This is a genomic window from Micromonospora sp. WMMD956, assembly GCF_029626125.1.
GTDB lineage: Bacteria > Actinomycetota > Actinomycetes > Mycobacteriales > Micromonosporaceae > Micromonospora > Micromonospora carbonacea.
This window is the reverse complement of sequence record NZ_JARUBI010000005.1, coordinates 2,439,670-2,458,967: the sequence shown is the minus strand read 5'-3', so window position 1 is coordinate 2,458,967 and position 19,298 is coordinate 2,439,670. Positions and strand designations below refer to the sequence as shown.

The following is a 19,298-nucleotide window of genomic DNA, read 5'->3' as shown; positions in this document are numbered from 1 at the left end:
GTCCCCAGAAACATGTCACGTCAGTGCCAAACGCTGACTACTCTACGAATTGTCATGACTACTCATCAATCGGGCCGCCCGGATGGCGGGGCCGGGGGCGGCGCGGCCGGCTCCCCGGCCGGGGGCGCGCCCGACGAGGGGCAAGTCGGCGTCGCGGCGGCTGGTCGGGGGCGCTGGACGGATGCCGCCGCCGTGCTCAGCTTCGCGCTGATCGCCTTCTGGGTGACGCTGCGGTTCTGGCTCAACCCGGCGCACGGGGTGCGGGACAACCGGTCCGATCAGGCGCTCTTCGAATGGATGCTGGCGCACGGCGCGCGCGTGGTGACCGATTTCGCATATCCGTTCGGCTCGGATCGGATGAACGTGCCGGACGGCGTGAATCTCATGGCCAATACATCCGTATTGTCCATTTCATTGCCAATGACGCCGGTCACCGTCCTGTTCGGCCCGCGTACCGCATTCCTGGTCTTTCTCACCGGCGGCATGATCGCCACCGCGACCGCCTGGTATTTCGTGCTCTCCCGGGTGCTGATCGGGGCGCGCGGGCCGGCCTGGCTCGGTGCCGGCTTCTGCGCCTTCGCCCCCGCGATGGTGTCGCACGCCAACGCCCACCCCAACATCGTCAGCCAGTTCGTCGTGCCGCTCATCGTCTGGCGCACCCTGCGACTGGCGGACGGGGGCCGGTGGCTGCGCAACGGCGTACTGCTCGGCCTCGTGATCGTCTGGCAGGCGTTCATCAACCTGGAGATCCTGCTGATGACCGCGATCGGGCTCGGCGTCGTGGTCGTCGCGCTCGCCCTCGGCCGGGCCGGCGTGCGTCGGCAGGCCCGGCCGTTCCTCGCCGGCCTCGCGGTCGCCGCCGTGCTCTCCGCCGTCCTGCTGGCCTACCCGCTCTACGTGCAGTTCTTCGGCCCCGGCGCGTACGAGGGGTTGTCCCGGCTGATCCGTGGCTACCGCACCGACCTCGCCGCGTTCACCGCGTTCGCCCGCGAGTCGGTGGCGGGCGACCCGGAGGCCAACGTGAAGCTGGTGAAGAACCCCACCGAGGAGAACGGCTTCTTCGGCTGGCCGCTGGTCGTGCTGGTGGGCGCGATCGTGTGGTGGCTGCGGCGCAGCCCGGCGGTGCTCGGCCTCGCGGCGGTCGGCCTCCTCTTCGCCGTCCTCTCGCTCGGCCGCGAGATCCAGTTCGAGGGCCGGGCGACCGGCGTCCCCGGCCCCTGGGCCGCGCTGGAGGACCTGCCGATCCTGCACTCCGTGGTGCCGACCCGGTGGGCGCTGGCGACCGTGCCGATCGTCGGGGTGCTGCTCGCGCTCGGCGCGGACCGCGTCCGCCGGCTCGCCCGGGAGCACCCCGCCGCCCGGCCGCAGATCCGCTTCGCCACCGCCACCGTGCTGACCATGGCGCTGCTCCCCGCGTTCCCCACCCCGCTGCCCTCGGCCCGCCTCGACCCCGTGCCCGAGTTCGTCACCTCCGGCGCCTGGCGGCCGTACGTGGCCGGGGGGCGCAGCGTGGTGACCCTGCCGCTGCCCGACACCGACTACCCGGACCCGCTGCGCTGGTCGGCGGCGACCGGGCTGGACCTGCCGCTGGCGCGCGGCTACTTCCTCGGGCCGGACACCCGCCCCCGGGCGCCGGAGGGCCGGATCGCCCTGTTCACCGCCCCGCCCCGCCCCACCAGCAGCTTCTTCATCACCATCCGGCGCACCGGCCAGGTGCCCCCGGTCACCCCGCTGACCCGGGTGAGCGCCGTGGACGACCTGCGGTACTGGCGGGCGGGGGTGGTCGTGCTCGGCCCGCACGAGCACGCCGACGCCCTGCGCCGGGGCATGACCGAGCTGACCGGCATCCGTCCCACGTACACGGGCGGGGCCTGGGTGTGGGACGTTCGCCCGCTGACGAACTGAAGCCCGGCGGCGGCGTGGGTGTCCGGAGGGAGAGGCGGCGTTGTCCGGAGGGGGAGGCGGCGCGGAAGCCCGGCGGAGGGCGCGGGCGGGGCGCGGGGTCAGGCGGCGCGGAGGCAGCAGCCCTGGCAGACCTTCGGCCGGGGCAGCGTGAACGCGAGGCAGCAGGTGCGGCGCTGGACCGTCGGCTCGCCGGCCGGGCCGGGCACCAGCTCGACCAGGTCCGCCAGGTCGAGCGCGCCGAGCAGCGTCTCCACGTGCCGGGCCGCGGGCCCGGGCAGCGCGTCGGCCGCCCGCAGGACGCCGTGCGCGACGCCGGAGGCGACGGAGCCGAGCAGCGTACGGGCGCCGATGCGGACCTCGGCCTGGATGGCGGCGACCAGCGGGACGAGGTGGGCGTCGAGCAGCGAGGCGCGGAGCGCGGCCAGCAGCGCGGCCTCGTCGGCGACGACCCGGACCTCGGGGAGCCCCGCCAGGGCCAGCGGGTCGCCGGGGAGCACCGCGACGGTGGTCGACCGGCGCAGCCCGAGGGTGACCAGCGGGCGGTGGTCCTCGAAGTGGATCAACACGTCGGCCGGGTCGAGCAGCGGCACCCGGCGGGCCGCCGCCCAGCCGAGGACGGCCGGCAGGGCCGCCCAGTAGCTGTACGACTTCCAGGCCAGGGCGGCGCAGGCGTGCGGGGTGCCGCCCCAGCGCAGCGCGGCGGCGGCCAGCAGCTCGGGCAGCCGGCTGCCGTCGACGAGGGTGCTGGCCGGGGCCCAGCCGAACCGATCGTCGGTCACGAGCAGCCCCGGGGCGAGGCCGGGCAGGTCGTCGGTGCCGAACATGGCGCGCAGGGTGGCGGTCACCGGGGCGAGCGGCGTCGCGGTCTCCCGCGTGGGCAGCACCGCTGTCACCTGATCCCCCCTCGCCTCTGGTGTCCGCCGGACGCTCCCGACAGTGAGCTAAGGCTAGCCTAACCATCCCGGTCGGATAAGGAAAGCCTCACCTGATCGCAGGCGGGAGGCTCCGGTCGTTCCGGTGGCTCGCCGGCCGGGAGGGTCGTGCGCCGCTACTACCCGCCGTCGCGTGACGGAAACACCCCGTGTCGGGGTTCCGGGGGTGGTGGCGGGGGTCGGGTCATGGATTGGTTGACGTTACCGGGTGAATTGTCAAGATGAATGTCGGCAAGATGTCATTCCTGTCCGGGTTCATGCACGGAACGTGAAACTGATACTCCCCGGCGTTGAGGAAGCTGATGACGACCTCTCCCATCGAGCGGGCCGCCGAGTCGTTCGCGGCCGAACTTGCCCGCCATCGGACCGAGCGGGGGCTGTCCAAGAAGCAGCTGGCCACCCTGATGGGCTTCGACCCGTCCTACGTCAGCCACGTCGAGGGGCGACGGCACCGGCCCACCGAGGACTTCGCCCGCCGGGCCGAGGCCGTCCTGGAGGCCAGCGGCGCGATCTGGCAGCGTTTCCGGGAGTACGACGAGCTGCGGCACGGCCGCTCCGCCACGCCCGCCCGGGACCACCCCGCCCCCGGGCAGTGGATGCCCCCCGGCACCGGGCTGATCGTCGAACGCGAACAGGCCGTCCTCACCTACACCGACGACGCCTACCACTGCCTCATCCGCCGGGAGCTCTACAACGCCGGCACCGAACCCGTCACCCGCTACCTCGTCCGAGTCGCCGTCGACCGCTACCCCAACGACCCGGGCCGGTCCAACCGGCACCACCGGGAGCATCCGCTCACCTTCGCCGAGCTGCAACTGCGGGCACACCGGGACGACGGCAGCGGGCAGCCCGAGCCGATGCACTGGCGGGCCAAGCACGACCGGGACGCGTTCAAGGAGATCTGGCTGCTGTTCGAGAACGACGAGGGCCGGTTCCCGCTCTACCCCGGCGACCGGGTCACCATCGAATACGCGTACCAGGTCGGCCGCGAGAAGTGGGGCCCCTGGTTCCAGCGCGCCGTACGCCTGCCCACCCGGCACCTGGCGGTGCGGCTGGACCTCCCCACCGCGCTGGACCCCCAGGTCTGGGGGCTGGAGACCTCGCTCTCGGCGGAGGAGGGCCCGCTGCGCCGCCCCGTCGTGCGCCAGGACCGCGCCGACCGGGCCATCTTCGACTGGGCGACGGAGGACCCGCCGCTCAACGCCCGGTACCGGTTGCAGTGGCGGTTCCGCAGCCGCCCGCCCGACTCCGACCCGGGCGGCCCGGCCGGCGTCGCCCGGGTGCGGGCCAGCGACCGGATGCGCGGGCTCGGCATCGTCCAGCGCGGCGCGGACCTGCTCCGTCAGCCCAGCCGCCAGTTCGACCTGCCCGCCGAGGAGGGGGTCGCCCGGGAGGTCGTCGAACGGCTCGGCTCGGCACTCGTCCGCCTCGACGAGCTGCACCCGTTCAGCAAGGGGGTCGGCATCGCCGCGCCGCAGCTCGGCCTCGCCTGGGCCGCCGCCGTCGTACGCCCGCCCGACCGGGCCGCCGAGCCCGTGGTGCTGCTCAACCCCCGGGTCGTCGACTCGTCCCCCGAGACCGACGAGCAGTACGAGGGCTGCCTTTCCTTCTTCGACCACCGGGGGTTGGTGCCCCGGCCGCTGCGCATCGACGTCGAGCACGCCCAGTGGGACGGCGCCCGCCTCATCACCTCGTTCGAGTTCGCCATGGCCCGGCTCGTGGCGCACGAGATCGACCACCTGGAAGGCCGCCTGTACGTCGACCGGATGACGCCCGGCGTGCCGCTGGTGCCCGTGGAGGAGTACCGCGAGACCGGCACCCCCTGGCGGTACTGAGCCGGAGCGGTCCCGGGCGGGTGTCGTCCCCCGGGCCGCAAGAGGAGGACCGGGTCGCGTGCCCCAGGGGGCGGGGGCACGCGACCCGGTCCTTTTCGGGGGGAGGAAAGCCTCTCTGGCCGCCGGCACCGCCGGCCGATCCGGCTGCCGGTCGGAGGGGGACGGCGGACGCCGGCCGACCTACAGGTCGCCGAAGGTGTCGTACCGGATGTTCGGCGGCGGGACCTCGTCCTCCGCGAGGGCCCGCAGTGTCGACCGGACCATCCGCGCCGAGCCCGAGACGTAGCAGTCGTGGGTCGTCCACGGGCCGTAGCGGGTGATCACGTCGGAGACGTCGCCCCGCTCACCGTCGAAGCCCGGCTCCTCGCTGCACGCCGGCGTCACCGACAGCCACGGGTGGGCCTCCACCAGCTCGCGGAGCCCGGCCAGCCCGTACAGGTCGGCGGTGTGCCGGGCACCGTAGAAGATGTGCACCCACCGGGTCCGGTTCCAGCCGGCCAGCTCCTCCACCAGCGCCTTGATCGGGGCCAGCCCCACCCCACCGGCGACACAGAGCACGTCCCGCTCGGAGTCGCGGTCCAGCACCATCGAGCCCATCGGCGCGGCCACGCGCAGCAGGTCGCCCGGTCTCGTCCGCCGCACCAGCGCCCCGGACACCCAGCCCGCCCCCGGCGGCGTACGGACGTGGAACTCCAGCACGTTGTCGTCGTTCGGGGCGTTCGCCACCGAGTACGTCCGCCACACCCTCGGCAGGTGCCGGGGCACCTCGACGCTGACGTACTGGCCGGCCCGCCACCGCAACGGGTGCTGGAGGGCGCGCACCGTCAACACGGCGGTGTCCTGCCCGTGCCGCTCGTGGGTCAGCACCTCCGCGTGCCAGAACGGCGGGTTGTCGTCCGCCGCCGCCCCGGCCAGCATCTTCGCCGAGATCGCCCCGTACGCGTCCCGCCACGCCTGGTCGTACTCCAGGTTCCAGCCGTCACCGGCGGTGCTGCGCAGCGCGTCGAGCAGCGCGACGCCCATCGTCTCGTAGTGCGTCGCGTCGACGTGGTACTTCCGGTGGTCCCGGCCGAGCGAGCGAAGATACTCGTCGAAGCTCTCCGGATCGTCCACCACCTGGGTCGCGGTGACGATCGCGTCGAGGATGCGGTCGCCCTGGCCGGTCATCTCGACCGGGAAGAGCGGACGCAGCGCGGGGTCGAGGAGGAAGAGCCGGGCGTAGAAGTGACCGCTCAGCCGGTCCCGGTCCTCCTCGACCAGGGTCCAGCTCTCCTTCAGCAACCGCGCGACATGGTCCACGGGGGCGCTCCTCCTGACGGCGGATCGGGCTGACGGCGATCGGGCACCCATAGAATGTCCACGGAGCGTGCTGGCCGGTCGCACAGAATGTGCGATCGCCTCACACCGCCCGGTTGACCCGTGTCCGTCGGGCGGGGCGGTCGGGCACAGTGGTGCGGTGACCGTTGAGGAGCTCACCCGCCCGGTCTCCCGCCGGGTCCTCGGCACGGAGACGCTGCTGGTGCTCGGCCTGTCGCTCGGGCAGTCGGCCGTCTACGCGCTCGTGTCGATCATCGCGAAGCTGACCGCCGACGGGCCGCTGTCCAAGCAGACCGCCGCGCTGAACACCTCCCAGTCGGCCCGCCCCTGGCTCGACCTGACCTACCAGCTGCTCGGCATCGTCTTCGCGCTGCTGCCGGTGCTGATCGCCGTACACCTGCTGGCCCGTGACCCCGGTGACCCCGCCCGTACCCTCGGGGTCGACCTGCGCCGGCCCGGCTCCGACCTGGCCCGTGGCGCCGGCCTCGCGGCGCTCATCGGCCTGCCCGGCCTCGCCCTCTTCTGGGCCGCGGCCCAGCTCGGCGTCAACGCCACCCTCGTGCCCGCCGGCCTGCCGGACATCTGGTGGGCCGTCCCGGTGCTGATCCTCGCCGCCGTGCAGAACGCCGTGCTGGAGGAGGTGATCGTCGTCGGCTACCTGGTCACCCGGCTGCGCCAGCTCCAGTGGCGGCTCGGCGCGGTGCTCGCGGCGAGCGCCGTGCTGCGCGGCTCCTACCACCTCTACCAGGGCTTCGGCGCGTTCGTCGGCAACGCCGTGATGGGCGTCGTGTTCGGCCTGTTCTACCTGCGCACCAAGCGGGTTATGCCGCTGATCGTCGCGCACACCCTGCTCGACGTGGTCGCCTTCGTCGGTTACGCGCTCCTGCCGAAGGACTGGTTCAGCTGGCTCTGACCGGCCCCGCGGGCGGCCCCGGCGGAACCGGAGCCGGGGTCGGGCCCGGGGCCGAACGGTAGGCGGCGACCGCCCGGGCCGCCAACCGCTCGGCGGCAGCCGAGTCGCCCACCGCCGCGGTCAGCACCGCCGCGCCCGGCAGCAGCCGCGACGCCACCCGCAGCCCCAGCCACCCGCCGGCCCGCCCGGTCAACGGCCCGGCCAACCGCCAGACCGCCCGCGCCGCCTGCGGCGCCCCCGCCGTCACCTGCCCCGCCGTCACCTGCCCCGCCGACGGCCGGTCCTCCGTCGTGGGCCGCACCGCCGTCGTCCGTTCCCTCGTCGTCCGCTCCGCCGCCTCCACCGCGGTCCGGGCGCTTCGCGCATCCGGATGCACCCGGGTCAGCACCAGCAACTCCACCGCCCGCTCCGGATCGGCCGGATCCCGTCCGTGCGCCGCCGCCAGGTGCAGCACCAGGTTGGCCTGCGCCCACAGCACCGCCGTCAGCTCCACGACCGGGGCGAACAGGCCCGCCAGCGCCGCCACGGCCCCACCGGCCCCGGCCAGCCGGACGAACCGCCGGGCCGCGAGCCGCGCCAACCCGTCCGGCGTCGCCCCCGGGTAGGCGGCGCGGTGCCACGCGGCCCAGTCGGCCGCGCGCGGCCCGAGCGTCCGCACGGCGGCGAGGGCCAACAGCTCCGGAGCGAGGTCCGGGTGGTCGAGCACCCACCCGGCCGTCACCCGCAGGCCATCCTCGGGGGTACGCGCCGACGCCGTCCCCGGCACCCGGCCAACGGCCCCGGCCTCCGCCTCCGGGTCAGGCCCCGGGCGGGTCGACTGCCCGGGCACGGGCGCGGCCAGGGGCGGCGGCCCGGCGGTCGGGGTGACGGCGGCCTGCTCCGCTCGCTTTCCTGCCGGGGCGGCCCGTCGCGGCCCACCCGCCTGCGCGGCTGTCCTGCCCGGCGCGGCCCTACCTGGGGCGGTCGCCTTGGCGGGGGCCGGCGTCGCCTGGGCGGGCGCGGCCGCCTTGGCCGGCGTCGCCTTTCGGGCGGGTGCCTTCCGGGCAGTCCGTGGCCGAGGAGCCGGGCCGGCGGCGGTGACCTCCGCCTCAGGCCCGTCCGGCGGATGCGTGTCCGGTGTCGACGCCGGACTCTTCGGGATCTCGCCAGCGGCGTCGGCGCCCGACGGGGGCACCTCGACGTCAGGACCGGCCCCGGACGCCGGCGGGGACACGCCGCCCGCAGCGGCCCGTGCGGTCGGCTCGGCCTCCGTGGGGCCAGTCGGCACCGCCCCGGCCTCCGGGTGTGGCTGATCACCTCCCCGAGCGGTGCCCTTGGACGGCTCGGCCGGCTCGGGCGGCTCGGGGGCCGCCGAGGGGACTGGGGCCGACGGGGTCGAGACCCGCCCCCGCTGTGGCGGTGACGATGCCGGCTGGTCGGCCGCAGGCGGCTGGAAGATCACTCCCGGGGCCGCGCTCGGCCGGCGTTGGCGAGGCCGCGCGGCTTTCGGGGCTTCCGCGGCTTCCGGGGCCTTATCCTCAGCCGGGGGTGGCGCCGGGGCGGGGACGACCGGTGGCATGAAGGTGGCCTTCGGTGAACGGCGGCGTCGCGCACCCTCACCAGGCTCGCGGCGGTCCGGCTCGCTCGGCGACTGCTCCCCCATGTCGATGGAGCCTAGTCCCGATCCGGATGCCGCACAGCAGGAAAACGCCTGGGCGGGAGGCCCCCGTCCCGCCCGGCATCCGAGCTCCTTCCGACCCGGCCGGCCGCGCTGCGGTGGTCGCCTCGCCCCGCTGCGGTAGTCGCTTTGCCCCGGAAGGGTGCGGGCCTGTATCCTCGGGCGCGGTGGTCTACGGGCCACCTGGGAGACTTCGCCTAGTCTGGTCTATGGCGCCGCACTGCTAATGCGGTTGGGGTCTTAAAGCCCCTCCCGGGTTCGAATCCCGGAGTCTCCGCGCGAAAGCCGGTGTGTAGACTGGCCCAGCAGCAAGCGCCCGTAGCTCAACGGATAGAGCATCTGACTACGGATCAGAAGGTTAGGGGTTCGAGTCCCTTCGGGCGCACAGACAGCCCCCTACCAGCCTCTCAAGGCGGTAGGGGGCTTCTTTCTGTCTAGCCATGCCTGTGAATACCTCCTTACTCTCTGTACATGTCCAAGATCAACTCGCTACACATCAAGGCGTATGAGCGTGACCTCAAGATCCGTAACCGCTCGCCCCGCACCGCCCAGAACTACCGGGAGACGCTGCTCCAGCTCGCGGCGTTCGTAGAGGGCGCAGACCTCCTGGAGCTGGCTCGCGGTGAGGTCGAGGGCTACATCCTCCACGTCCTGGAGTCCCGGTCGGCGGCTTCGGCCTCGGGGCGGTACCGGGCGCTGCGGGCCTTCTACAACTGGGCCGTCCGGGAGGAGTTGATTCCGGAGTCGCCGATGCGGAAGATGACGCCGCCGAAGGTTGTGGAGAAGCCGATTCCCGTTGTGCCGGACCAGGCGCTCAAGATGCTCCTGGCGGAGTGTTCAGGGACGGACTTCGAGTCCCGCCGGGACACCGCGATCATCCGCCTGTGGTGCGAGCCCGGCTCCCCTCGCGTCTCCGAGGTCGCGGGGATGAGCGTCGGGGACGTTGATCAGGTTCTCGACCTCGTGAAGCTGCTCGGGAAGGGCGGCCGGGTCCGGGTCATCCCTTTCGGTACCAAGACCGGGCAGGCCCTCTACCGCTACCTCCGCGCCCGGAAGGACCACCCGTTGGCCCAGGAGGGGAGCGAGCACTCGGAGGCGCTGTGGCTCGGCGCTCGGGGGAAGCCGCTGACCGCCTCCGGCCTCTACCAGATGTTGGAGCGGAGGGCTCGGCAGGCCGGTATCGGCCACATCCACCCGCACCAGCTCCGCCACACCTCGGCCCACAACTGGCGCGTAGCGGGAGGGTCCGAGAGCGACGCTATGGTGCTGTTCGGGTGGGTGTCTCCGGAGATGCCCCGCCGGTACGGCCGGTCGGCGGAAGTCGAGCGGGCACAGACCGCAGCCCGCCGGATTTCGGTAGCAGACCGCCTGTAGTTGCTGCTCCACTGAACACCCCGCCTTGTGCGGGGTGTTCGCATTGTAGTGTGGTTGTGCATGCAAAAATGGTGCACATCTGACCCCAATCAGTCCACCAATCAGCACCCGCACAGTAAAGGGGCACCCACCCTTTGCTAAGCATTGCTCCCAGTAGCCACAATGGGACTCTTTGGCTTGTTAACTGAAAGCACCAATGAGACATTCGCGCTTCACAATGCCTCTGTGGTGACTGTCTGACCCCCGTGTTAGCTCCTGTAGTCGCTGCCCTCGCTCGGCAGCCCGCACAGTTAACAAGCCAGCCAGGATTGCTAAACAATGCAGTGAGTGAGCAGAATGGCACAGTAAACAAACCAATGGGTGTGGAAAATGGTGCCGCAATTGCTCAATTAAGGTTTGATAAACATTTAGTTCTGGGGTAGCGCAGGGCGTTGATGCCGGGGTAGATCACAGCCCCTCGACGGTCAATAGTGGTCCACTACTACGCCCATTAGTACTACGTAGCGTCGTAGATCGCCTGTCCCTAGAAGTTGCCACCGCCCCTACCCTTCCCGCCCTAAGGGATGTCTCGTAACTCGGTGATGGCTGCTGGTCAACGGTGTCGGTGTCATCCGAGCAGGATGATGTTGTGGAGGTGGGCGATGCCGGAAGCGGTGTCGGTCAATGTGCTGGCGGCGCGTCGGTAGTCCCGGAGGATCTTGAAGGTCTTCATGCGGGCCAGGGCGTGTTCGACCTGCGCCCGGATCGTGCGGTGTTGCTTGTTCAGGTCCTTCTTCCAGTCGGGTAGTTCGGTGCCGTCGGTGGGTTTGCGGTACGGGATGATCACCTCGGGGTTGCCGCGGTAGGCGCCGTCGGCCATGACGGGCCGTCCGGCCAGTTTCTGGTCGATGCCGGAGGTGCGGTAGGCGATGGTGTCGTTGCGGTTGCCCGGCTGCGGGTCACCCAAGGCGACGACCAGGCGGGTGTGGGCGTCGATGGCGACCTGCAGGTTCGTCGAGTAGCGGTAGTTCTTGCTCGGGGCGGCCAGCCGGTGGTCCCGGGTCGGGACCAGGGTGCCGTCGACGATGGCGATCTGTTCGATCCGGCGTCGGCGGACCGGGGCCAGGGCGAGTAGGGGGCCGAGGGTGTCGATGACCCGGTGGGCGGCGGAGTGCGACACCCCGAACAGCGGGCCGATCTGCCGCATGGTCAGGTTCGTGCGCCAGTACGTGGCGACCAGCAGTACCCGGTCGGCGAGGTCGAGGGACCACTGCCGGCCCGGCCGCCCGTCGGCGATGGCGTCCCCGCCACGTTCGGCGACCAGCCTGACCAGCCTGCGGAACTGGGCGGGCTGCAGCCCGGTGAACGGGAAGATCCACTCCGGGCGAGCCGCCGTGATCACCTGCACCACAACATGATCCACCATGGACCCACCACCGAGTTGCGAGACATCCCTTAGCCTCCCGCCTTCCTCGCCCCGTAGCGCCCAACCTAGGCCCCTTTCCTGACACGCTACGGGCCTATCTCCCCTCCGTGGCCCGAGAGGCCTGCCTCTGCCCGCTCGGTGGCTGCGCTCGGCTGAACGATCTTACGAACCTCTATCTTCCCTGGTCCGACCCCGAAAGTCCGTGTTTCTAGAAAGCATGCATAGAGCTATAACTATCTTCCCTGGTAGAGGCGCGAAAGTCCGTGTTTCCGGAAAGAGCCTAAATACTTATCCCGAAACACGGACTTCCGGCCTCCGGCCAGGGGTTTTGCGTTTCTGGGCAATCGAGCCGTTACCCTGCACTTTCTAGAAACACGGACTTTCGTGCCGCTACCAGGCCATATAGATAAAGCTAAGATCCCTTCGTGATCGTCTTCCACTTCGATAGCTCGCGGAGAGTTGTCTTCTTGCCGTTCAGGGTGGGGACATCGCTCGCATCCGGCCGAAGGATCTGATTGAGTACCTGAATTGCGTGATCCGGATCGCTCGGCGGCCCGTAACCATCCTCGCTAAACCCTGCTTCTCCTACCGCTTTGCGCAGTAGCTTCGGGTCGTTCCCCGGAATTAGTCCCGTCCACAGGTATGAACCAATAGGCTCCTCGGTGCTTTTCTCCGCCCGCCACGCCGTCGATGAGTCCCAGCGAACGATTCCCATAGTTATCAGGCGGTTGGGGAGTTCGGTCATGAACTCCTCCCAGTCGTTCTCGGCAGTTCGCCAGGCTTGACCCTTGCCGGGGTGCGTAGAGATTACGTACAGGCCGCCTGTTTGTAGCGATGCCCCGAAGTAGGGCAGGCTTCGCCTTCGGTAGGACTTGCGAACGGCTTCGGACCACTTTTGACCAACCGTAACGTCATGGATGGGGCTGGGTGGAATGCACTCCAAGACGCGCTGAACTGCTTCCTCGATGCGTGTCTTGAGGCATCTCTCGCAATTCCAGCGCTTGCAATCTACCCAAATCTTGCCGCGTCGCCAGTCAGTCCAAATGCGATACATCAGTTTAGGGCACTTTGGCGGGCTCTTTTCGTCAGCCACGGACGTTCCACCCCTTACTACGCAACTTCGCCAAGACGCGCAGCTTGGGATCACTCGCCTCAGCCTCGCGGCGTTCTTGCACCCACTCGGGCTCAGCGGCCTTGACCTTTACCTTCCAGCCGCGCCCGTTCTCCCCTAGCGCCTCGCCGAGCGCTACCGTCTCCGGACTATCGAGGTAGGCGCGCAGGCTCCCTACGGTCGTCCTATCGGCCTTCTCGCGTAGCTCCGCGAGGGCTTCCCCCTCGATCCGAACGAGATCATCGAGCCCCAGCCCGGATTCGAGGTGATCCCGGACGTCCTTGCCTGATCGAGGCATCAGGACCTTCGCCTGAATTCCCAGAGCAGTCAGGAGGTCGAGGCGCTTGATGACGCACCTCGCCCCGACGTTCCCGCCCTCTGGGGTGTCCGGGTCAGCGTCGCCGCACAGCAGCACCCGGCCATCAAAGCCCCGGAACCACTCCGCCTGCTCCGGGCTGGCGTTCCCGGCCCCCTGGTGGTGCGAGGTCGCACAGATCTCGTGCTCATTCCAGAGCGCATCGGCGTCGCTCTCGCCCTCCGTCCACCAGACCTCCCCGTCCGGCCCCTTCTCCAACTCCTCCAGCAGTCGGGGGAGCCGGTAGAGGTAGCGGTCTGCGCCCTCGGGCTTCTCCTTGAAGGGGATCGGTTCGTGGTCGAGGCCCAGCGCCCAGCCCTTGCCGACCGAGTGCCGGTAGGCAACCTGCTTCTTGCCTTCGCTGTCGTACCACCGCACCCGCTCGAAGACCTTCCGGCCCTGCTCATCGTGGTAAGTGTGAATCTTGGTGCGCTTCCGCGTCGCGTCGGGGGAGAGTCGGGCCTTCCCTCTCTCGAAGGGCATTACGGCCTCCCGTCGTGCGCGTAGGGAGCCTGCCGCCCGTATCCGGCGCTACCGGGAGGGGTAGGGAGAGAAAACCTGGCAAGAGCCCGATAGCGGGCAGAGGGGTGCAAGCGGTACATTAGGAACCTCCTAGGTTGGTAGTGCGATGACCCCGGGCGGCAGCCGGGGTCATCTGCTTTGCCGCACAACGAGAGGCGCTGAGCACCCTACCGGGGTCATTCGTCGGCCTCGAACTCGATAGGCGTGATTTCGACGGGCACGTTCACCAGCGTGATAAGCCCGATCTTGAGCCACTCGTCCGGTGTCCATCTCCGTGCGTCTTTGAGGTCGAGCCGTCCGTTTCCCCGTACCTGGAAGTCGGTGCAGTAGTACCGGACTCGCTTCCCCGCTACCCGCTCCACTCGATAACCCTTAATCTTCACGATTCCTCCCCCATCAGCAATGTGACTGCGTGACGTACGACCTCGGGGATTCCGACGCCATTCTCTTCGGCGTACTCGCCGAGCCAGTCGTACTGCTCTTCGGTAAACCAGATGGTGCTTTTCCTGGTAAGTCCTGCGCCATAGGGGCGCTTTTCGCGCTGCCTATTGCTTAGCCGCTCTGTGATTATTTCTGCGCTTGTTCGGCTCATGATCGGAAGACTAGCGAAATCGCCGCGAATACGCTAGCTTTAGCGGCAGATCGATCGGAGGTCATGAATGTCTAAGCCGCAATATGAACAGCAGCCACGGCACACGTGTACCGGGCCGCAATGCCGATTCCTGAGCCACGAGCAAGCCGAGGACCCGAGCCCCGGATACGCCGAGCGGCGGGAAGCCGTACGGGCGGCCCGGCGGGAGAAGGTCCGGAAGTACCGGAGGGGTACCAATGACTGAGAAGCCGTACAAGAGCGCTCCGGTGAGCGACGGGGCGTACGTCCGGACGGGACAGATCACCGTCGAGCTACCCGGGCGGCACGTTCCTCCGGAGGTAGTGAGGGCTGCGGAGCGGTTCGCTCGTGCCTGTGAGGCGGTGCGGCGGGCTGAGGCCGAGATCGGCACCGCCAGCAAGAAGATGCGGGAAACCGAGAACCGCGTCATGGGCGAGGCGTACCGGGCGGTCCACGATGAGGCCGAGATCGATGAGGACGCGAAGCTGGCGCAGTCCGAAGAGTGGGTGCTGGCGAAGTCTGCCGAGGAAACCGCAAGCGCCCGGTTCCACGGCGCGAAGCAGGCTCTTGCCTCCTGCCACGCGGAACTGGTCGCCGTAGCCGCCAACCCCGAGTGGGGCGCGTACCTCGCCACCCAGCGCCAGGCACTCAGCGCCCGCGTGAAGGAAGACCTCAAGCGAGCCACCGAGACGCTGCGGGAGCTGGAAGAGGTCGAGGGGCTGACCGCTCTCGTGGCAGCCGGCGGCGTATGGCAGAAGCGCCGGCACGCCGCCGTTGCCCCGGTCGAGAACGAAGACACCCAGCCCCTCCGGGATGCCCAAGACCTCCTGCGCACGGTCCTGAGGAAGGAGGACATGGTGATTCGGGCGATGCTCCAGAAGGCCCAGATCCTCGGCTCCCGCACCGGCGACAAGAACTACAACTTCAACATGGTCGGTGCGGAATGAGCTGGAGAGACGAGCAGGACGCGCTACGGGCCGCCGGCATCAAGGCCCGCGTCGAAGAGCAGCAGCGGCGAGATGAGCAGTTCCTCAAGGCCCGACAGCGGAGCCCGGAAGCCTCGGCTGGCGCTACTCGTGCCTCTGCGATTCTCGCTGGGCTGAGGACGCCCCCGCGTCCTCTCGTGCCGAAGAGTGAGCCGGATGAGTTCGCCCGGCTGGAGCGGGAGGTCGAGAGGGGCCGACCGCTCACCGGAGCAGCCCGCTACTTCTTCGAGGAGGAGAAGAAGGCCCGGAGAGGGGGCGAGAGCGGTGCAGCGGACGCGGGGTAGGGACGCCTTCGCCGAGAGCGTGGCAAGGGCTCTCGGGCCATGCAGGCGGGCCGTAGAGGTTCGCCGCGAGGCCGAGCGGCGGGAGCGCGAGGCGAACGAACGGCTGGAGGTCGTGATTGCCTTCCAGGAGCAGTTGGAGGCGCTCGATGCCGAGCACAAGAGGAATGGTGAGAGTGAAGTGGGTAACCTCCTGCCGCTGACTGGAGAAATCTTCGTTGGCTTTGACGGCAGCAATCTCGACCTCTCCCGGCTCCGTGGCGGTGGTGTGGATTGCAAGACCGACCTGGCCGCCATCTACATCGAGCTGTTCAACCGGCTGCGCAGCGCCGGTCTTTACTTCGACCCTCCCGCAAACAATACGGTTTCTTGGGCTCTGGAGGTGACGGGGCCGAACTCCACAGAAGCTCTCGGCGGTTGGAACCCGGATACCAGGCTGTTCGTCCTCCGCAGCGATCTTGCGCTGTCCCCCGAATTTACGCGGGATGTGGTGGCGCACGAGATGACCCATCAAATCATCAGCCAGAATCCGCAGCCCAATGACCACGACAACGGTGGACATGGAGAGCGATTCTTCTGGGTGGCCCGCCTGGTCGCTCAAGTGCTCGATATGCCTGAGCCCAGGCTCGACACCCTGCCCGCCTGGCCAACGATGGACCGGCCGGATGGGTTCTACGGGCCGTATGTCGAGCGACGCATTGATGAGGAGAGCCGAGATGCCTCGGGTGGGCGTTGAGATTACCGGCACTCAGGGCGGTGAGGCCGGAGTGCGGATCACTGGAAGCGGTGGATCGATCAATTCCTCAGGAGGCATCCGAGTTTACGGGGAAGGGGAGCAGAGCTTCCTAGCGAGGCCGGACACCCCCGGGGGCGGCTATTCCTACGGTCCGCTCCGTGTAGAGATGGGTTACCAGCTTGACGGGGTCGCCGAACCGTTTCGTGCTGGTCTTCAGGTCTACTACCCGAACGGCCAGGTCATGGCCCGCCTGGGCGAGCTTCCCGGCTCTGGCCGCGTTGGGCTGGAGATCTGCGACGAGAACGGCGTTGTGAAGGCGCTCGCTGGAGAGCTGACGGATGGGGACTACGGCCTAGCCGTCACCGGCCCGAGCGGGGAGTTGACGAAGCTCAGTGACTTCGTGTTCGGGCCCCGGGTCGACCGCGTTCGTAACGTCGAGGCCCGTACGTCTACCTCGTGGGGAGATCTGACGACGGTAGGCCCGGAGGTGGAAGTCAAGATCGGTGAGTCCGGGGTGGCCCTGGTCCTGCTCACGACCGCCTTCGACTACAACGGCAACAACAGCCAAGGGGGAGGGCTCATGGGCGTAGAGCTCAGCGGCGCCAACTCCCAGACCCCCGAGGACTTCTACGCGGTTGTGTCGACCTTCAGCGGTGCCGGCTCCTGGATCGTGGGGGACCGGAAGACCGCACAGGTGCTCCTGACCGGCCTCAACCCCGGCAACACGACCTTCAAGGCCAAGTACCGGAAGCACAGCGGAACCACCCTCCAGTTCTTCGACCGTGAGATTGCGGTCTTCCCCTACTGACCCCGCCCCGCCCCGCCGGGGAGGTCCGGCCTAGTCACCCGGTACCTCCCCAACCCTCCCGGCCTGACTACCCGAGAGGGGAAGTGCCCCGGTTCCCGAGATGGGAGCCGGGGCACTTCACAAGAGAGGAGAAACCGTGAAGAAAGCAATTGACTACTCTGTCCCCACGGTCGAGCGGTTCTGGAGGGACGTAGACCGGCGCGGCCCAGAGGAGTGCTGGCCATGGAAGGGCGTCGGGAGCGATCAAGGCTACGGCTGGTTCCGGCCCGCTGCACAGGCGCGGGAGAAGGCACACCGCTGGATTCTGGGGTACCTCCGGGGCGAACCGCTCCGCTGGGACAGCGACCAGAAGGAGTTGGCCTGCCACCGCTGTGACAACAAGATCTGCTGCAACCCCAGCCACCTCTACGTCGGCACCGCGAGCGATAACCAGAAGGACCGGAAGAACGGCGGGCCGGCGCACTTCAAGGAGATACCCGCTCCCGTGTTGAGCGCGTTCACGATGCGTGCCGAGGTCGTGAAGCTGCGTGGCCTGCCCGAGGATGATTGCTGGGAGTGGCCCTATGCGAAGACCTCCCGGCTGAAGAACATCGCTCCGAACATGCAGCACCGAGGCGTCTTCTACAGCGTTCCCCGGATGGCCCTGCTCGTCTATGGGAACGGCGTTACCCCCGAGCGCCCCTACGCCCGGCATACCTGTGGCGAGCGGTGGTGCTGGAATCCGAGCCACCTCTACCCTTCTACTACGAGCCGTAGTAGAAGCCGCTCGCGGTAGCCGACCCTCCGAAAGCGGGTCGTGCAGCCCGCTAGGCGTGCGTCTCCGGGACTGCCCCCGTCTCCGGGGTAGTCCCGGAGGGCTAGCCCTTCTCGGCGACGTAGGTCCCGCGCTGCGGCACGGTGAAGACCAGCCCGCGTTCCCGCAGTAGGGCGACGGCCTGCCTGACGGTGCCCCGGCCCACCCCGTACTCCCCGCGTAGCTGCGTCTCGCTGGGGATGGGTCGCCGGGGGAGCAGCTTGCCTTCCTCGATCTCCTTGGCGATCAAGTCAGCGAGCTGCACGTACATCGGCACCGGAGACAGCGGATCGAGCATGTCACCAATCCTCACCTGACGTCCTGAGACGTCCGATCCTGGCAACGTTCCAGAACGTCCCATGACGTGGGGAGACAAGACAGAACGAGTTGGACTACCTTCTGTAGGCGTCGGTAAACCCGCTGCCAGGAGGGCTCATGAGGTTGTGGCCGTTCAAGATCCGCCGCCGTACGCCGCTGCTCGATTGCGTCGGGCCGGCTACCGTCTATCCCGGGCGCGCAGGGGCGTACCGGGCCGTAGGGGTCGCCCCGGTCGCGTACCCGCCGGACCCTCCGCTACTAACCCTCGCGGGGGAGCGTCGGGCCGGAGGTCGGCGGAATGCCTGAGGTCCCCTTCTCCGTCGTGCTCGCCTCGTACTGCGTCGAGTTCCACGAGCGGAACCTGTGTGCGGAGTGCACACCTGAGGGGTGCCGTCGCCTCGCAGACGCCGGGCTCACCCTCGACAAGTTCCGGGCCGAGCGGCTAGAGCGCTACCGGCTCACCCGGCGGTCAGCCGGCCAGCCAGGTAAGGGATCTTTGTAGCTCGAATCGTTACAGTCGGTGAACTTCGATGCCCGGGGTGGTGGGTTGACCGCCTTACCCACGGGAGTGCAGGTGGCTTCGATCTTGTGTTTTCCCTGGTCAGCCCGTCTGTCTACAGAGGATCCCTACGGATCAGAAGGTTAGGGGTTCGAGTCCCTTCGGGCGCACTTCACGAGCAAGGCCGTGACCAGCGGAAAAGCGGGTCACGGCCTTGATCGCTTTCGCGGGTTGGGACGATTCTTCCCAGGATTTGGAATCTGGTGCTCCGATGGTGCTCCGTTGTCGGTGTGCTGTTCCGGCGGGGGTTCGTGCCGACTGGTGCTGACCAGTGCGTTTGCGTGTCGGCTGGTCTGGATCATGGCCGGGTTGCTGGTGGGTTGGGGTGTGATCAACGTCCACTGTGGTCGATATAGTGGATCTTGTTTGGCGGCGTGGGTGTCCGGTCGGTCGGTTGCCGTTGACCTGGTCTGGCGCAGGATGGCGCCGCAGGGGTCGGGATGTCATTCAGGCGATCATCGGCGGTGGCGGTCGGGAGGCCGACGCATCTGATTCCTGTGCGTGCGGGCGGCCCTGCGCGGCGGTCGCCCCCGGGCTGGCGGGACCGGACCGCGGCGGTCGGAGCAACCTTGTGCGAATCATGAGCACACCGAAGCACCTATCCGCTTTGGTCGCCTCGAACTATCAGGCGAGAGCGGACTCGTGTTATCGGGGGAACCTCACCCCGCCCACCTCCACGAACCTGTCCAGCAGCGCGAACGCGCGTTCCTGGTCCACCATCGTGCCGTAGTTCATCGTCCCCAGCACCAGCCGGGCCGCTGCCCTGTCCCCTGCCATGACGTCGACCCTGACACCTGGAGCGCACTTGAGATCAAGCCCTCCCTCCGGGGTGGTCGGGCGCGGGTGCGTCCACCATGTCCGGCCGGTCGGGGCGTCGGGTG

General features: G+C 69.0%; 19 protein-coding genes and 2 tRNA genes. 11 read left to right on the top strand and 10 right to left on the bottom strand.

Annotated elements, in window-relative coordinates; translation table 11 throughout:
- Window positions 1–54 precede the first annotated feature (54 nt).
- Entirely contained in the window at window positions 55–1,905 is a 1,851-nt protein-coding gene (locus O7628_RS11310; RefSeq protein WP_278130197.1) for a hypothetical protein, read from the top strand.
- Between the two features lie 98 nt (window positions 1,906–2,003).
- Here O7628_RS11310 and O7628_RS11305 read toward each other — a convergent pair whose 3' ends face one another.
- Window positions 2,004–2,786, bottom strand: a complete 783-nt coding sequence (locus O7628_RS11305; protein WP_074479075.1) for an IucA/IucC family C-terminal-domain containing protein — start codon at window positions 2,784–2,786, stop codon at window positions 2,004–2,006.
- A 353-nt stretch (window positions 2,787–3,139) separates the two neighbouring features.
- Here O7628_RS11305 and O7628_RS11300 point away from each other — a divergent pair, with 353 nt between their 5' ends.
- Entirely contained in the window at window positions 3,140–4,672 is a 1,533-nt protein-coding gene (locus O7628_RS11300; protein WP_278130196.1) for a peptide deformylase, read from the top strand.
- A 180-nt stretch (window positions 4,673–4,852) separates the two neighbouring features.
- On the opposite strand, the gene O7628_RS11295 is transcribed toward O7628_RS11300, so the two are convergent.
- Window positions 4,853–5,971: a globin domain-containing protein gene (locus O7628_RS11295; protein WP_278130194.1), complete on the bottom strand. Its 1,119-nt coding sequence runs from the start codon at window positions 5,969–5,971 to the stop codon at window positions 4,853–4,855.
- Window positions 5,972–6,128: 157 nt separating this feature from the next.
- Here O7628_RS11295 and O7628_RS11290 point away from each other — a divergent pair, with 157 nt between their 5' ends.
- Window positions 6,129–6,902, top strand: a complete 774-nt coding sequence (locus tag O7628_RS11290) for a CPBP family intramembrane glutamic endopeptidase (RefSeq protein ID WP_278130192.1) — start codon at window positions 6,129–6,131, stop codon at window positions 6,900–6,902.
- On the opposite strand, the gene O7628_RS11285 is transcribed toward O7628_RS11290, so the two are convergent.
- Window positions 6,889–7,623, bottom strand: coding sequence for a hypothetical protein (locus O7628_RS11285; RefSeq protein ID WP_278130190.1), 735 nt, complete (start codon window positions 7,621–7,623; stop codon window positions 6,889–6,891). The two genes, O7628_RS11290 and O7628_RS11285, sit on opposite strands and share 14 nt — an antisense overlap.
- Before the next feature lie 1,122 nt (window positions 7,624–8,745).
- Between O7628_RS11285 and O7628_RS11280 the strand changes: the two genes are divergently transcribed.
- From O7628_RS11280 to O7628_RS11270, 3 genes are all read left to right on the top strand, one after another.
- Window positions 8,746–8,836: transfer RNA gene (locus tag O7628_RS11280), tRNA-Ser, on the top strand.
- Window positions 8,837–8,871: 35 nt separating this feature from the next.
- Window positions 8,872–8,944 (top strand) — tRNA-Arg (locus tag O7628_RS11275).
- An 86-nt stretch (window positions 8,945–9,030) separates the two neighbouring features.
- Window positions 9,031–9,933, top strand: a complete 903-nt coding sequence (locus O7628_RS11270) for a tyrosine-type recombinase/integrase (protein ID WP_278130188.1) — start codon at window positions 9,031–9,033, stop codon at window positions 9,931–9,933.
- 607 nt (window positions 9,934–10,540) lie between these two features.
- Here O7628_RS11270 and O7628_RS11265 read toward each other — a convergent pair.
- From O7628_RS11265 to O7628_RS11245, 5 genes are all read right to left on the bottom strand, one after another.
- The gene (locus O7628_RS11265) at window positions 10,541–11,320 is read right to left on the bottom strand and encodes a transposase family protein (RefSeq protein ID WP_278136285.1); all 780 of its coding nucleotides are present in this window, start codon (window positions 11,318–11,320) and stop codon (window positions 10,541–10,543) included.
- Window positions 11,321–11,750: 430 nt separating this feature from the next.
- A complete protein-coding gene (locus O7628_RS11260) occupies window positions 11,751–12,431 on the bottom strand; it encodes a hypothetical protein (RefSeq protein WP_278130187.1) in 681 nt (226 codons plus the stop codon).
- Entirely contained in the window at window positions 12,424–13,287 is an 864-nt protein-coding gene (locus O7628_RS11255) for a toprim domain-containing protein (RefSeq protein WP_278130185.1), read from the bottom strand. The genes O7628_RS11260 and O7628_RS11255 overlap by 8 nt, the downstream gene beginning before the upstream one ends.
- 215 nt (window positions 13,288–13,502) lie before the next feature.
- A complete protein-coding gene (locus O7628_RS11250; protein ID WP_278130183.1) occupies window positions 13,503–13,688 on the bottom strand; it encodes a hypothetical protein in 186 nt (61 codons plus the stop codon).
- 17 nt (window positions 13,689–13,705) lie between these two features.
- Window positions 13,706–13,918, bottom strand: a complete 213-nt coding sequence (locus tag O7628_RS11245; protein ID WP_278130181.1) for a hypothetical protein — start codon at window positions 13,916–13,918, stop codon at window positions 13,706–13,708.
- A 236-nt stretch (window positions 13,919–14,154) separates the two neighbouring features.
- Between O7628_RS11245 and O7628_RS11240 the strand changes: the two genes are divergently transcribed.
- The 5 genes from O7628_RS11240 (at window position 14,155) to O7628_RS11220 (ending at window position 17,522) form a co-directional block, all read left to right on the top strand.
- On the top strand, window positions 14,155–14,883 hold the full coding sequence (locus O7628_RS11240) for a hypothetical protein (protein ID WP_278130179.1): 729 nt from the start codon (window positions 14,155–14,157) through the stop codon (window positions 14,881–14,883).
- Window positions 14,880–15,206: a hypothetical protein gene (locus O7628_RS11235; RefSeq protein WP_278130177.1), complete on the top strand. Its 327-nt coding sequence runs from the start codon at window positions 14,880–14,882 to the stop codon at window positions 15,204–15,206. Before O7628_RS11240 ends, O7628_RS11235 begins: the two co-directional genes overlap by 4 nt.
- A gap of 112 nt (window positions 15,207–15,318) precedes the next feature.
- Window positions 15,319–15,939: a hypothetical protein gene (locus tag O7628_RS11230; RefSeq protein WP_278130175.1), complete on the top strand. Its 621-nt coding sequence runs from the start codon at window positions 15,319–15,321 to the stop codon at window positions 15,937–15,939.
- Entirely contained in the window at window positions 15,929–16,747 is an 819-nt protein-coding gene (locus tag O7628_RS11225) for a hypothetical protein (protein WP_278130173.1), read from the top strand. Before O7628_RS11230 ends, O7628_RS11225 begins: the two co-directional genes overlap by 11 nt.
- 136 nt (window positions 16,748–16,883) lie before the next feature.
- Complete coding sequence (locus O7628_RS11220) at window positions 16,884–17,522, top strand: HNH endonuclease (protein WP_278130171.1); 639 nt, start codon at window positions 16,884–16,886, stop codon at window positions 17,520–17,522.
- An 82-nt stretch (window positions 17,523–17,604) separates the two neighbouring features.
- On the opposite strand, the gene O7628_RS11215 is transcribed toward O7628_RS11220, so the two are convergent.
- Together O7628_RS11215 and O7628_RS11210 are read right to left on the bottom strand one after the other, a co-directional pair.
- Window positions 17,605–17,838 (bottom strand): GntR family transcriptional regulator, encoded by a 234-nt coding sequence (locus O7628_RS11215; RefSeq protein ID WP_278130169.1) that lies wholly within the window; start codon window positions 17,836–17,838, stop codon window positions 17,605–17,607.
- Window positions 17,839–19,062: 1,224 nt separating this feature from the next.
- Entirely contained in the window at window positions 19,063–19,194 is a 132-nt protein-coding gene (locus O7628_RS11210) for a hypothetical protein (RefSeq protein ID WP_278130167.1), read from the bottom strand.
- Window positions 19,195–19,298: the final 104 nt, after the last annotated feature.